The 13,924-nt window shown below is 26.9% G+C and carries 20 protein-coding genes and 1 tRNA gene; 18 read left to right on the top strand and 3 right to left on the bottom strand.

Translation table 11 applies throughout. The features are described 5' to 3' along the window. Positions 1-27: 27 nt before the first annotated feature. Genes dtd through aspS form a run of 5 tightly spaced genes read left to right on the top strand, consistent with a single transcriptional unit; the run spans position 28 to position 5,686 of the window. Complete coding sequence (gene dtd / locus ACYUDJ_RS15110; protein ID WP_030036564.1) at positions 28-477, top strand: D-aminoacyl-tRNA deacylase; 450 nt, start codon at positions 28-30, stop codon at positions 475-477. Positions 478-529: 52 nt separating this feature from the next. Then, a complete protein-coding gene (locus ACYUDJ_RS15105) occupies positions 530-1,129 on the top strand; it encodes an MBL fold metallo-hydrolase (protein ID WP_043032296.1) in 600 nt (199 codons plus the stop codon). Between the two features lie 38 nt (positions 1,130-1,167). Continuing rightward, positions 1,168-2,598 (top strand): coproporphyrinogen III oxidase, encoded by a 1,431-nt coding sequence (locus tag ACYUDJ_RS15100; RefSeq protein WP_043032295.1) that lies wholly within the window; start codon positions 1,168-1,170, stop codon positions 2,596-2,598. An 18-nt stretch (positions 2,599-2,616) separates the two neighbouring features. Then, a complete protein-coding gene (hisS, locus tag ACYUDJ_RS15095) occupies positions 2,617-3,864 on the top strand; it encodes a histidine--tRNA ligase (protein ID WP_003483802.1) in 1,248 nt (415 codons plus the stop codon). Positions 3,865-3,904: 40 nt separating this feature from the next. Beyond that, positions 3,905-5,686, top strand: a complete 1,782-nt coding sequence (gene aspS, locus ACYUDJ_RS15090; RefSeq protein ID WP_043032294.1) for an aspartate--tRNA ligase — start codon at positions 3,905-3,907, stop codon at positions 5,684-5,686. A 34-nt stretch (positions 5,687-5,720) separates the two neighbouring features. Here the strand turns inward: aspS and ACYUDJ_RS15085 are convergent, their stop codons facing one another. Next, positions 5,721-6,149, bottom strand: a complete 429-nt coding sequence (locus ACYUDJ_RS15085; protein ID WP_003357856.1) for a SoxR reducing system RseC family protein — start codon at positions 6,147-6,149, stop codon at positions 5,721-5,723. 171 nt (positions 6,150-6,320) lie between these two features. Between ACYUDJ_RS15085 and ACYUDJ_RS15080 the strand changes: the two genes are divergently transcribed. From ACYUDJ_RS15080 to ACYUDJ_RS15060, 5 genes are all read left to right on the top strand, one after another. After that, positions 6,321-6,449, top strand: coding sequence for a CPC_1213 family protein (locus ACYUDJ_RS15080; protein WP_003357913.1), 129 nt, complete (start codon positions 6,321-6,323; stop codon positions 6,447-6,449). A gap of 140 nt (positions 6,450-6,589) precedes the next feature. Next, positions 6,590-6,880, top strand: coding sequence for a hypothetical protein (locus ACYUDJ_RS15075; protein ID WP_043032446.1), 291 nt, complete (start codon positions 6,590-6,592; stop codon positions 6,878-6,880). Between the two features lie 417 nt (positions 6,881-7,297). Further along, complete coding sequence (locus ACYUDJ_RS15070; RefSeq protein ID WP_003483805.1) at positions 7,298-7,438, top strand: hypothetical protein; 141 nt, start codon at positions 7,298-7,300, stop codon at positions 7,436-7,438. A gap of 181 nt (positions 7,439-7,619) precedes the next feature. Then, positions 7,620-7,823: an alpha/beta-type small acid-soluble spore protein gene (locus ACYUDJ_RS15065; protein ID WP_003483806.1), complete on the top strand. Its 204-nt coding sequence runs from the start codon at positions 7,620-7,622 to the stop codon at positions 7,821-7,823. Positions 7,824-8,054: 231 nt separating this feature from the next. Then, positions 8,055-8,141: transfer RNA gene (locus ACYUDJ_RS15060), tRNA-Leu, on the top strand. 112 nt (positions 8,142-8,253) lie between these two features. Here the strand turns inward: ACYUDJ_RS15060 and ACYUDJ_RS15055 are convergent. Together ACYUDJ_RS15055 and ACYUDJ_RS15050 are read right to left on the bottom strand one after the other, a co-directional pair. Next, positions 8,254-8,403: a hypothetical protein gene (locus tag ACYUDJ_RS15055; RefSeq protein WP_043032293.1), complete on the bottom strand. Its 150-nt coding sequence runs from the start codon at positions 8,401-8,403 to the stop codon at positions 8,254-8,256. 301 nt (positions 8,404-8,704) lie between these two features. Further along, entirely contained in the window at positions 8,705-9,115 is a 411-nt protein-coding gene (locus ACYUDJ_RS15050; RefSeq protein ID WP_042384366.1) for a helix-turn-helix domain-containing protein, read from the bottom strand. A gap of 192 nt (positions 9,116-9,307) precedes the next feature. Between ACYUDJ_RS15050 and ACYUDJ_RS15045 the strand changes: the two genes are divergently transcribed. The 8 genes from ACYUDJ_RS15045 (at position 9,308) to ACYUDJ_RS15010 (ending at position 13,922) form a co-directional block, all read left to right on the top strand. After that, positions 9,308-9,517: a helix-turn-helix transcriptional regulator gene (locus tag ACYUDJ_RS15045; protein WP_043032292.1), complete on the top strand. Its 210-nt coding sequence runs from the start codon at positions 9,308-9,310 to the stop codon at positions 9,515-9,517. 61 nt (positions 9,518-9,578) lie between these two features. Continuing rightward, positions 9,579-9,791, top strand: coding sequence for a helix-turn-helix domain-containing protein (locus tag ACYUDJ_RS15040; protein WP_043032291.1), 213 nt, complete (start codon positions 9,579-9,581; stop codon positions 9,789-9,791). Between the two features lie 92 nt (positions 9,792-9,883). After that, positions 9,884-10,789 carry a phage replisome organizer N-terminal domain-containing protein gene (locus tag ACYUDJ_RS15035; RefSeq protein ID WP_043032444.1) on the top strand — a complete coding sequence of 302 codons (906 nt, stop codon included), beginning with the start codon at positions 9,884-9,886 and terminating at the stop codon, positions 10,787-10,789. Further along, positions 10,779-11,579: an ATP-binding protein gene (locus tag ACYUDJ_RS15030; protein ID WP_052500393.1), complete on the top strand. Its 801-nt coding sequence runs from the start codon at positions 10,779-10,781 to the stop codon at positions 11,577-11,579. The genes ACYUDJ_RS15035 and ACYUDJ_RS15030 overlap by 11 nt, the downstream gene beginning before the upstream one ends. Positions 11,580-11,635: 56 nt before the next feature. Continuing rightward, the gene (locus tag ACYUDJ_RS15025; protein ID WP_043032288.1) at positions 11,636-11,974 is read left to right on the top strand and encodes a hypothetical protein; all 339 of its coding nucleotides are present in this window, start codon (positions 11,636-11,638) and stop codon (positions 11,972-11,974) included. A gap of 93 nt (positions 11,975-12,067) precedes the next feature. Next, positions 12,068-12,589, top strand: coding sequence for a hypothetical protein (locus ACYUDJ_RS15020; RefSeq protein WP_043032286.1), 522 nt, complete (start codon positions 12,068-12,070; stop codon positions 12,587-12,589). Positions 12,590-13,272: 683 nt separating this feature from the next. After that, the gene (locus ACYUDJ_RS15015) at positions 13,273-13,557 is read left to right on the top strand and encodes a hypothetical protein (protein WP_043032284.1); all 285 of its coding nucleotides are present in this window, start codon (positions 13,273-13,275) and stop codon (positions 13,555-13,557) included. Further along, on the top strand, positions 13,557-13,922 hold the full coding sequence (locus tag ACYUDJ_RS15010) for a hypothetical protein (RefSeq protein ID WP_043032283.1): 366 nt from the start codon (positions 13,557-13,559) through the stop codon (positions 13,920-13,922). The genes ACYUDJ_RS15015 and ACYUDJ_RS15010 overlap by 1 nt, the downstream gene beginning before the upstream one ends. Positions 13,923-13,924 lie beyond the last annotated feature (2 nt).

The raw sequence follows: 13,924 nt of genomic DNA, 5'->3' as shown, positions 1-13,924 counted from the left end.
TAAGATTAAAATAAAGGTGGGATATGTTTGAGAGCGGTAGTTCAAAGAGTTATATCTTCTAAAGTAGAAGTAGATGGAAAAGTTATAGGAAGTATAGGCAAAGGATTAAATGTTCTTTTAGGAATATCAAGAGAAGATACAGAAGAGGATATAAAATATTTAAAAGAAAAAATAATAAATTTAAGAATATTTGAAGATGAAAATGAAAAATTAAACAAATCCTTATTAGATATAGGTGGAGATATAATAATCGTTTCTCAATTTACTTTATATGGAGATTGTAGAAAAGGAAGAAGACCGAGTTTTGTAGAAGCTTTAGGAGGAGAAGAAGCTTATATATTATATAATAAGTTTGTAGAATCAATAAAAAAAGAAGTAAACAATGTAGCAACTGGAGAATTTGGAGCGGATATGAAGGTTTATATAGAAAATGATGGGCCAGTTACAATACTTTTGGATAGTAAAAAGACATTTTAAAAATTTAGTTATATACTAGAAAGAGTAGAAAAATTAAAAAGAGGTGTATTTAATGGATATAAAAACAATACCTGTTGGTATATATAATGCGAATTGTTATTTGTTAATAGACCAAGATAAATGTGCAATTATAGATCCAGGTGGAGACCCAGAGGATATAATAAAGACTATAGAAGACAATAGTTTAATGCCACAATTTATTTTACTAACTCATGGACATATAGATCATGTAGGCGGGGTAGAGGCAATAAAAGATAAATACAATATACCTTTTTATATAAACAAAAAAGATGAGGATCTAATTAAAGAGGCAGGATATATATTTGGAAACTTTGGTAAATACAAAAATGCAGATGAGTATTTGGTAGAAGGAAAGGTGTTTCAATTAGGGAATTTAAAAATAAAGGCTATAGAAACTCCAGGACATAGTCCAGGTGGCATGAGTTTTTTAGTAAATAATGTTATATTTACAGGAGATACATTGTTTAGAGAGTCTATTGGAAGAAGTGATTTTATCGGAGGAAGTCATAATACATTAATAAATAGTATTCAAAGCAAGATAGTTGTGTTAGAACCTGATATATATGTATTACCAGGCCATGGACCAGAATCTACAGTAGGTTATGAAAAAGACAACAATCCATTTTTTTAAAATGGATAGATCCCTTTAAAAGCATTGGAGTGCATAATATGAAGCTGAAAGTAAATTTAAACGATATGCAGTACAGATACGACATATATCAAATATTAAACATATATTATAATTTTTATGATATTATTTTTGATAATGAAGATTATGATATGAAAATAGAAATAACTGATGAAGGAATGTATATAAAAAAAGAAGAAAATGAAATAAAATATGAAAAAGATACTAGTTTAGTTAAGAAAGAATGGGTAAAAAAATTTCTTTTTTTATATTTGAAATCAATTACTAACAAAAATTTGCCCTGGGGAACTTTAGTAGGAATAAGACCAAGTAAGATAGCTTTAGATTTAATGAATAAAGGAATGGAAGAAAAAGAAATAATAGATTGGTTTAGTAAGCATCGCAATACTAGAGAGGATAAGACTAAATTATGTATAGATATTGCTAATATGGAAAAATCTATTGTAAACAAGGATCAAAACACTATAAGTGTATATGTAGGTATGCCTTTTTGTCCAACTAGATGTTTATACTGTTCCTTTACATCAAATCCAATAGGCAAGTGTAAGAACTTAGTAGAGCCTTATCTAAAGGCTCTTTATTATGAAATGGATATGCTTTCAAAATATATACAGCATAAGGGGCTAAAAATACAATGCGTTTATTTTGGGGGGGGAACTCCAACTTCTGTTAATAATGCTCAGTTTGAAAAAACATTAAACAAAATATATTATAATTTTGTACATAATAAAGAAGTAGAAGAATTTACAGTGGAATGTGGAAGACCAGATAGTATCACAGAAGAAAAATTACTATCCATGAAAAAATATAATGTACATAGAATAAGCATAAATCCCCAAACTATGAACAATAGCACTTTAAAAAATATAGGAAGAACCCATTCGGTAGAAGATATAGAAAGAATTTATCACTTAGCTAAGAGCATAGGATTTAAGAACATAAACATGGATTTAATAGTAGGTCTTCCAGGTGAAGGAATAGAGGAAATAAAAAACACTTGCAGGAGGATTAAAAAGTTAAATCCTGATAATATAACAGTTCATGGTATGTCAATAAAAAGAGGTTCTATACTTCACGAAAAGTTAGTTAACAAAATGGAATTTAATATTCCTAAACAGGAAGAATTAAATAGAATGTATGAAGAAACGGAAGTTTTAGCTAAAGATTTAGGCATGAAGCCTTATTACATGTATAGACAAAAAAATATGTTAGGAAATATGGAAAACGTAGGGTATTCAAAAGAAAATAAAATAGGTATATATAATATACAAATGATAGAAGAAAGACAAACCATAATAGCGTTAGGAGCAGATGCTGTATCTAAAATAATATTTATGGATGAAAATAGGATTGAAAGATCACCTAATGTTAAAGATGTAATAGAATATACAAAAAGAGTAGAAGAAATGGTACAGAGAAAGAAAAAAATATTAGATACTTTATATTTATAATGTTTAGGAGGAATATAAATGTCATTGCAAGCGCCAAAGGGTACAAAAGATTTATTGCCTACAGAATCATATAAGTGGCAATATTTAGAGAATAAATTTAGAAATATAGCAGCAGATTTTGGATGTAGAGAAATAAGAACTCCAGTTTTTGAATATACAGAGTTATTTCAAAGGGGAGTAGGGGAAACTACAGATGTAGTTCAAAAGGAAATGTATACTTTTGAAGATAAAGCTGGTAGAAGTATAACTTTAAAACCAGAGGGAACATCACCAGCAGTAAGAGCTTTTGTTGAAGGTAGATTATTCAATGAAACTCAGCCTACAAAGATGTATTATTTTACACCTGTTATGAGATATGAAAATGTTCAAAAGGGGAGACTTAGACAACATCACCAATTTGGAATAGAAATTTTCGGAGCAAAAGATGCATCTGTGGATGCAGAAGTTATAAGTATACCTGTTAGAATATATAAAGAATTAGGTGTAAATGGTGTAGAATTAAATATAAATAGCATAGGTTGCCCTAAATGTAGAAAAACTTATAATGAAGCACTAAAAAAATATTTATCTAAAAACTATGATAAACTATGTTCAACTTGCAAGACTAGATTTGATAAAAATCCACTTAGAATATTAGATTGCAAAGTTGATACTTGTAAAGAAATAGTAAAGGATGCACCAATTATATTAGATTATATATGTGATGAATGTAAGGAACATTTTGAATCACTAAAAAGTTATTTAGATGTGTTAAATATAAATTATAAAGTAGATCCATTTATAGTTAGAGGATTAGATTATTATAGTAAAACTGTATTTGAATTTATAACAGATGATATAACTATATGTGCAGGAGGAAGATATGACTATCTTATAGAAGAAATAGGTGGGCCTTCTATGCCAGCGGTAGGATTTGGAATGGGGATGGAAAGATTACTTTTAACATTGCAAGAAAAAGCAATAGAAATTCCGGAAGAAGCATATGTAGATTTATATTTAGGAAATATGGGAGATAAGGCTAAATTAGAAGTTTTAAAATTAGCTAAGGAATTAAGAGACAGACACATAAAATGTGAAATAGATCATATGGGTAAAAGCGTTAAAGCCCAAATGAAGTATGCCAATAGGATAGGTGCAAAATATTCTATGGTATTAGGTGAAGAAGAATTAAATACTGGTAAAGCAACAGTTAAAAGAATGGAAGATGGAGAGCAAATAGAAGTTAATATAAAAGATATAGATACATTAATTAAAGTATTTAAATAGACAAAAATAAAATAACAAATCTATATTTGGAGGAATAAAAATGGGAGAAGCGTTAAGAGGACTTAAGAGAACAATAATGTGTGGTGAGCCTAGAGAAAATAATATAGGACAAAAAGTTACAGTTATGGGATGGGTTCAAAGAAAGAGAAATTTAGGAGGTTTAATATTTGTAGATTTAAGAGATAGAACAGGAATTATGCAGATAGTTTTTGGCGAAGAAATAAATAAAGAAGCCTTCGAAAAATCAGATAACGTAAAATCAGAATATTGCATAGCTGTAACAGGTGAAATAGTTAAAAGACAATCACCAAACAATGATATGGAAACTGGAGCTGTGGAATTAAAAGGAGAAGATATAAAAATATTATCTGAATCAGAAACACCTCCTATATACATAAAGGAAGGTTTGGATGCGTCTGAAAATATAAGATTAAAATATAGATATCTTGATTTAAGAAGACCAGATATGCAAAAAATATTTATGGTGAGACATAAGACATGTAAAGTTGTTAGAAATTTCTTAGATGAAAATGGCTTTTTAGAAATGGAAACTCCAATACTTACAAAAAGTACTCCAGAAGGAGCCCGTGACTATTTAGTTCCAAGTAGAAATTATAAAGGAATGTTTTATGCATTACCACAATCACCACAAATATTTAAACAGCTTTTAATGGTTTCAGGCTATGATAAATATTTCCAAATAACAAAATGTTTTAGGGATGAAGATTTAAGAGCTAATAGACAACCAGAATTTACACAAATAGATATGGAATTATCATTTGTAGAAGAAGATGATGTAATAGAATTAAACGAAAGATTATTAGCTAAAGTATTTAAAGAAGTTGCAGGAATAGATATAAAACTTCCAATAGAAAGAATGCCATACAAAATAGCTATGGAAAGATACGGTTTAGATAAACCAGATTTAAGATTTGGAATGGAAATAAATGATTTAACAGAAGTTGTTAAAAATTCAGAATTTAAAGTATTCAAAGGAGCTATAGAAAATGGTGGTTCTGTAAGAGCAATCAAAGCAGGTAACTGTGCTAATATGGGAAGAAAACAAATAGATAAGCTACAAGACTTTGTTAAAACTTATAAAGCAAAAGGATTAGCTTGGATAGCTTACAAAGAAGATGAAATAAAATCTCCAATAGCTAAATTCTTAACAGAAGAAGAAATGAAAGCTATATTAGAAAAAATGGATGCTAAAGTAGGCGATTTAATATTAATAGTAGCAGATAAAAATAATGTAGTATTTGAAAGCTTAGGTGCATTAAGATTACACCTAGCAAAAGAATTAGATATTATAAATAAAGATGAATTTAGATTTGTATGGATAACTGAATTCCCATTATTATCTTACAATGAAGAAGAGGGCAGATATCAAGCAGAACATCATCCATTTACAGCATTAATGGATGAGGATATAGAACTATTAGATACAGACCCAGGAAAGGTAAGAGCAAAGGCTTACGACATAGTATTAAACGGAGAAGAATTAGGTGGAGGAAGTATAAGAATACATGATAGTAAACTTCAAGAAAAAATGTTTAATGTATTAGGCTTCACTAAAGAAAAGGCTTGGGAAAGATTTGGGTTCTTACTTGAAGCATTTAAATTTGGACCACCACCACATGGTGGATTAGCTTATGGTCTTGATAGAATGATAATGTTTTTAGCAGGAACAGAAAATATTAAAGACGTAATAACATTCCCTAAGAATCAAAATGCATTCTGCCCATTAACAGAAGCACCAAATGTAGTTGATGAAAATCAATTAGAAGAATTAGGAATAAAAAAAATAGAAAAAGAAGATTAATAAAATAAGGAAAGTGCGAGGCGCTTTCCTTATTTTATCTATTAAGTATTCGTGTCATTTTAAGAGTGTAACTTTGGTTTTTACCTAATTTTTTATCCATATGACTTAAAACAGAATAAGAAATACTTAAAAATACTAGACCAACTGCTGTTGCAAGTAATTCATACTGTTTTATGCCTAAGTTTTTAAAAATTAAAAGAGAACTAACTAAACCAATTACTAGCATTATTAATGGAAAAGTATATGTCCAAAATGTCATAGCAAAAAATGATTTGGTAGCCATATCTATTTCTACCATATCTCCTATAGACACTCCTAGCGTATCTTTAACATCTGTAGTTATAGATTTAGATCCACAGTTAGATTTGCAACCAGCACAGTTATCTCCACAACCAGATTTTCTTTTAAATATAACAGAAGCATAGCCATCTTTTACTGATTTAATATAACCTATTTCTTTCATAAAATCACCCCTATATTAATGGCATTTGTTGTTTATTAATTATATCATAGATTTAAATAATAAGTAAAATGATATATATGTAAAATAAGGTTAGATATTTTAAAAGAATTTAAATTTACATAAATAAAAAATATTATAAGTGAAATATTATAATTAGAAAGGAGTGTTTTTATGTCTAATAAATATAATAGAACACAACATGATAAAAAGGAAGACGGAAATTTTAAAAAGAAAAATATAAAACATGATCCTCAGGCAGAAAGTGCAAGGGCAGTATTTGGATTGAAAGAGAATAAATAATTTAACTATATCTGAATAAAATTTTAAAAAATTATGATTTTCGTAATGTATTACATTAAAATTATAAATAAATTATATACTAATAATATAAAAGTAATAGTTATAAATATCCCCTCATAAAGCTTTATGGGGGGATGAACATTGAAATAATGAAATTTTTAGTCCTGTCCATTATATCTGAAGCTCTTTGGGAAGGAACAAAAATGTTTTGGCAGGATGGTAAGTTAAGTATTGATAGAGTAGGAGCTCTCATTTTTAGTGAAATAGTATGCTTAAGTACAGGTATGGATTTTTTAAAGGAATTAGATATAAATGTTAATGTTCCTTATTTAGGAATAATTTTCACAGGATTTTTAATTTCTAGAGGATCAAATTTTATGCATGATTTAATTTCTAGCACAACTATAATGAAAGAAAATATAAAAAAGTAAAAGCATATAAAAATTTAATTTGTACACTCTATAATTAGAAAGGGGTGTATTAAATTATGCATAGAGAAGATAAAAAAGAAGCAAAGAGAATGAAAAAAAGTGAAAAGCCAGAAAAAATACAGGTAGATGAAATGAAAAAACATTCATCTAAAGGTGCCATAAAATTAACTGAATAAAATAATAAAGATATGTTTTATTAAAGTAAATATATAGTTTATTATGGGTGCACTATTTATAGTACACTCATATTTTATGTTTATAGCTTATTTATAAAGAATTAAATTATAAATAAATTTGTAATTATTTAAATAAATATAAAAAAATCGATTTAAAACGATATGTATTTTTCTCTTAGATTGAAAATATGAATAAAAATAATTTAAAATAAAAAACTATAAGAGAAAGGAGAGGATTAAAATGTATTCTAATAGTTATAAAGGAGAAAAACATAAAAAATCAAAAGAATTAGATGGGCATAGGCCACAATATGATGCAGATAATAGAGAAAAAAAGGCGCCTTCTAAATATGAGAATTTTAAAGGAGAACCTATAGAATAAATATAAATAAATTTTTTAAACTATAAAATTAAAGGATATTTTGAAAATATATGATTTAAAAGAAAATAATACAAAAAATTCATTTAATTCACTAGAGTAATATCAAAAAAATAACACAAACTTATATTACAAACTTAATTAAGTTTGTAATATTTTTAAAGATAAAAGGAGGACGATTAAAATGGCAAACAGAAGTTCAAATCAATTAGTAGTACCAGAAGCTAAACAAGGATTAAAAAATTTAAAAATGGAAGTTGCTAACGAAGTAGGTTTATCAAACTACGATACTGTTGATAAAGGAAACTTAACAGCAAGACAAAACGGCTATGTTGGTGGCGGAATGACAAAGAAAATGGTAGAAGCATACGAAAATAGCTTAAAATAGTAATTGAGTTAATTAAATTAAAATATAAAGCTTGTTAATTAAAACAGCTTAAGAGATTAGATATATTTATATGTATCTAATCTCTTTTGAATTTATGGATAATATATTATGCATTTATAGAGTAGTTATAATTAAACAGTTATATAGTAATACCAATTAATTATCAAAAATTAATTGATTTGTTGACTAAAAGATAATAATATGTTATTATTATAACGTTAAATCATTCTTGCCGGAGTGGTGGAATTGGCAGACGCAACGGATTCAAAATCCGTCGAGGGTAACTTCGTGCGGGTTCGACTCCCGCCTTCGGCACCAATATAAATATGCTTAAAGACTTTGGATTAGATTTCCAAGGTCTTTTGTTTTATGTTAGTATAATTATTAAAACAAAATAGCATTTATTTAATAATACATTATATTTTTTACATTATACATCAACTTCCTGAATTAATTTTATTTTATCTTCGGCGAATTTTTCAGAAGAAGTTTTTTCTTTATTCAGTGTAAAGGTATCTTTTTTCTCATATATTATTTCCCCATCTTTTTTTATACTTAATACCCCACTAAAATTAAACATAAATTAAGACCCCTTTCCCAAATCGAACATGTGTTCAAGTATATTTTAATATGTTTTAATAAAATTTGCAAATTTTTTAATTAAATTACTTTATGTGAAAATTATTACATATTTATTCTGAAAATGTAATTGTCTGCATACAGAATTTAAGGACAAGTATTTACTTTTTTAGACAAAATAAAAAGCTAACAAACATATATGAGTTACATGTAGTTATAAACATAACATCATGAAATCTCTATATATTTGTTAGCTTTACATATCTGCATTTTAATCTCAGATAATTAATTTTTAGTGTATTTTATTTATTTGGATTGAAATCAAAGCCAGCTTCTTTTAATTTTCTAGATAAATCAGCTTCTTTTTCTAACTCTTTATTTCTTTCCTCTAGCTCTTTAATATAATTTATCATTTGTTCTCTGGTTATTCCATTTGGAAATATGTTCTTATCTAATTCAAATTCATAATTATTCCCATTTATATTAGCTTTAGAAATTATACCATTTCTATTTTCAGATCTTCCTAAAATATAATCTACGGAGCAATTAAAGAAGTCAGCTAACTTAGATAAGGTAAGAGTATCAGGAATTCTGTTACCATTTTCCCAATTAGAAACTGTTTGTTTTGATACATTTAGAAATTTTGCCAATTCAGTTTGATTTAAATCTTTTCTTAATCTTTCACATTTCAACCTATCTTTTATTTCTGCCAACTTTTTCACCCCTTTATTTATACTATATTATAAACCATATGTTGACTTTTTAAAACTGATGTAAACTATAAGAATATTTTTTGGGGAAAATGATAAAATACAGTTGAAAGTATTCTTAATGTTGACTATAATAAAAATATAAATAGTATTCGTATAGTTTACTTAAAAGCAGCTATTAAGGGGGTGAGTTTTATGGCAACAGCAAGAAAACTAAAAGCTTATAGATGCTTAAAAGGTGCAAAACAAGAGAATATAGCAAGACTAATAGGAGTAGCTCTAAATACTTATAATTTTAAGGAAAATGGCAAAAAACCTTTTACTTTAAATGAGGCCAAAATTATATCGGATTTTTTTAATACTACCATAGATGAACTTTTTTTAAAAAGAAATAGTAAACTTTAAGAATACTTGAAAATTTATAGTTTAATATTAAGAGGAATAAATCCTAAGGAGGAGTCCTCAAGTGGCAGTAATAAAAACAAAAGAATATAGAATCATGAGAAACTTATCTATTTCAAAATTGAGTTGCAAAAGTAAAATAGCTAGAAGTTATATTACAGAGTTAGAAGAAGGTAAATATGAGAATCCAGGGTTAAAGGTTATTTGTAATCTATGCAAAACATTAAAAATTACACCAAATGAATTAATTGATCAAGAACTATGGAAGTGGTGGTAAACATAGTAAATCAATAATTATTGGATAAGTATAAAAAACTATATATAAATTATGGATTAATTTAATTATAGAAATATTTTATTTTGTATACTATGGATAAAAAAGAAAGTGGGGATATATTGGCAGAAGTTAAGTGGATAAAGATAACAACTAATATGTTTGATGACGAAAAAATAAAATTAATAGATGCTATGCCAGAAAGAGATACTGTTCATTATATTTGGATAAGGCTTTTAGTTCAAGCAGGTAAAACAAATGCAAATGGATATATTTTTCTAAATGATAATGTTCCATATACAGAAGAAATGCTAAGTACAATTTTTAATAGGCCATTAAATAGTTTAAGGCTTGCGTTAAAAGTACTTAGAGATTTTGGCATGATACAGATACAAGAAGATAAATTAATAAAAATAACTAACTGGTCCAAACATCAAAATATAGAAGGTATGGAGAAAGTTAGACAACAAACAAGGCAAAGGGTAGCTAAACATAGAGCTAAGAAAAAAGAATCATTGGAAGAAGCTAAAGGGGAAAGTCTCATAAGTAATAAAAATAAAAAAAGTGTAATGTTACATGAAACGTTAAGTAACGGTAGAGATATAGATATAGAAGATATAGATATAGAAATAAAAGAAGATAGAAAGAGTGATATAAGAAAAAATTTAGATAAAATCAATGAAGTATATTTTAATACTTTTTATAGGCAAATAAGTGCTACTTATTTAAATCAAGTATTAAAAATTATGGCTAAAGAAGATTATACTGATCTATTAATATATGCATTAAATATTACAAAAAAAAGAGAACAGGAACAGGGCAAAATAAAAGGCTTTAAATATACAATGTCAATTTTGGAAAGCTGGATAAATAAAGGATATAAATTACCACAAGATGTAAAGAAAAACGAGATAAGTAAGAAATGGAGGGAAGGCGAGGTATATGAAACAAGTAGGAGAAGCTTTGGAGAAGACCTTAAAAAACAAGGAATTGGATTATAATATTGCTGGTCAAAATGAAAAAGTTGAAATATGTTCTGTATGTGGAGAAGCTATTGAAAAGATTACTTATATTCCAGGGTTAAATAGGTGTATAAAAGGTCCTGTAATGTGCAAATGTAAAAGGGAGGCTCTAATAGCAAAAGAAAAAGAAGAAATAAATAAAGAAAAGCAATTAAGATTAAAAAGGATTATTAAAAATAGTTTAATAGATGAAAAATTTAGAAATAGTAAATTTGAAAATTGGGATTTTACTAAAGGTAATGACAAAATGTATAAAATAGCTAATAAATATACTAAAAAATTTGAAAACATGAAAAAAGAATCTGTAGGACTGTTATTATATGGTTCCCCAGGAAATGGTAAAACCTATACTGTTGCATGTATAGCAAATTGTCTTATAGAAAAAATGTTACCAGTTATATGTGTAAATGCAGATAGCTTATTGAATAGAATTAAAGACACATATAAAAAATGGGGGAAAGAAGTAGAAGAAGATGTATTAAGAGGATTAGATAATGCAGATTTATTGATAATAGATGATTTAGGGACAGAGCAGGATACAGAATGGACTAGAACTAAAATCTATAATATTTTAGATAGTAGATATAGAAATGGATTACCACTTATAATTACAACAAATTTATCTCTTATGGAGCTTAAAAATAGATATGAAAAAAGGACATACTATAGAATTTTAGAAATGTGCACTCCTATTTTAAATGATGGTAAAAATATAAGAGAAGAAAAGGCTAAAGAGAAAACAGAAATATTAAAAGAATTGTTAAATTAAGAATATTGATTGTCTTGAATAATATAATAGAAAATTAAGTATGGTGGAGGGATAAGATGTCAACTGTATTAGTTAAGGAAGTAGAAAATAAAGTTTTTGAGGAGATAGAGTCATTTAGAGAAGAAAATAAAGTACTGAAAATTTTATTAAAAGAGTATGTAAAGAAAAGCATAGATTATGAGAAATTATTAAAGGAAAGTATGAATTTATTAGACAAATATCAAGAGGAATTAGAAATTTTAAGAGTTGGAAAAAATAGATGGACGGATGAAGTGGTCAAGCATTACTTTAGAATAAAAGACTTGCAAAAATCTCTAGATAGTATAGGAAAAGAAATAATGATATATGAGTTAAATAAAAATAATAAGAAATGTAAGAAAATATATAAAGTTTAAACTAAAAGGCAATTCTAAAGATCTTTAAAGATATCAAAAAGTAGCATTATAATTATGGAAAATATAATAAAGAATTATTATAGGAGGCTAGATATGTTGGATAAAAAATTATATACAAGAACAGAAGAAAGATTATATAGGTATTTTAGAAGTAAAAAAGAATTGAGTAAATTAAAAAATAGGGTAAATCATCTTTCTAATAGAATAGAAATTATAATGGATAAAATTAAAAATAATAATGTAACATTAGAAGAAGAGTCTAGAAGTAGAACATATGATGAAATAGTACAAACCTCTAGTAATGGAACAAGCTATGCGGAGAGGGAGTTAGTAAGGCAAATAGAGAGATTAGAAATAGAACTAGGAGAAAAAATTAAGAAGAAAGGAAAAGTAGAATATAAAATAAGAGAAATAGAAGAAGAAATATCCGTAATGGAGGATAACCTTTCATCACTAAATGAAGAAAATAAAAAATTTATAGAGTTTAAGTATGGAGAAAATAAAAGTGTAGATTGGATAGCTATAGAAATGTTTGGAAGAGCAAGGAGCACAGCTTATAGAAAAAAGAATGAATTAGTAGAACGTGTAGCACAATTGAATAACCTTATAGTATAAACAGAGTTCTTGGCTTCAGAGGGAGTTTTTACTCTCCCTAAAGGATAACGACTTCTTAGGAGTTTTACTCCTTAGAAGTCGTTATCCTTTAGGGGAAATCGTTATCCAGGGACGTAACCGCTCTTTACTTCCACTTTGAAGAAGATGGGAGTATTAGAGCGGGTAATCATCGGATAAAAATATTTTGGGACAAAAATGGGACAAAGTTGGGATAAATAAAGTATTGAAATGAAATATAATAGTATTATAAAAATAGCAGAGGTTTTATTGTATAAGACAACTGCAAAGTATTCATTTAAAAAATAAGTGAATAGTATGAAAGCAAATTAAAATTTACAGCCTTTAAGAATAAGTTAAAAAACTAAATAATTTGGATTGAAAATTTTATCATCCTTAAATAGTGCATTAGATTCGCAAAATAAGTTTTAATGCTTATAACTTCTTATAAGTAAAGTTATAAATTAAGACTTTTATAAAATCTAATGCTTATTTATTTCAAGAAAACTTAAAGGTTGTACAGTAAGCATAGGAGGTGAGCTATATTCAATAATTTATCATAATGAGGATGATTTAAGGTTATGTAATAGGCTGACTAAATAAATGATTAAACTATTGTTAAAAATATTTGCAGAAGAATTAGTAACCTTAAACAAATAAAATTTAATTGAGGAAGGTGAGAAAAAGTGAGAACACCTTTAGAGATTTTGAAATTTAATTTACAAGAAAAACAGTATCCTTATTTTGAGGATAAGGAGCTAGAATTGCTATTAGAAATCAATAATAATGATGTAGAAAAAGCAAGCTATAAAGGGTGTATTCTTAAGGCAATTGCAGATGATGGCATAGAAGTTGCAGGTATAAAATTACAAAGCAATAGGGTTTATTGGTTAACCTTAGCAGAACATTTCAAAGAAGAGCAAAAGATTCTAAAGAATCAGACCCCTATGGAAAGAGTTGATGAACATTAATGAATAATATAAATAGGGCAAAAATAAGCAAAAATATATATGAACAGCTAGAAAAAAGAGATTTATTAAAAGAAATAAAAATATTAAGAATAGGTAAAAATGCTTTTGAAGAAAAACTAGATGAAGTATATGTATGCACTATAAAAGGATATTATTATAAAAATAATAGTAATATAATTACAACTTCTATAGAGGGATTAGAAGTTAATAATTTGTATAATGACAAATTATTAATTATCTATAATGATATAAGCTCTAAAGTACAAAAAGATGATTATTTCATATTAGATGGAACTAAGTATGAAATAGTTGACACAGGAAATATTCAAAACCTAGTATTTGATATGATACTAAACAGGGTGTGATT

It is taken from the genome of Clostridium sp. CTA-6 (assembly GCF_054768115.1).
The sequence above is the reverse complement of the archived record's forward strand: the minus strand, read 5'-3'. Positions and strand labels throughout refer to the sequence as shown.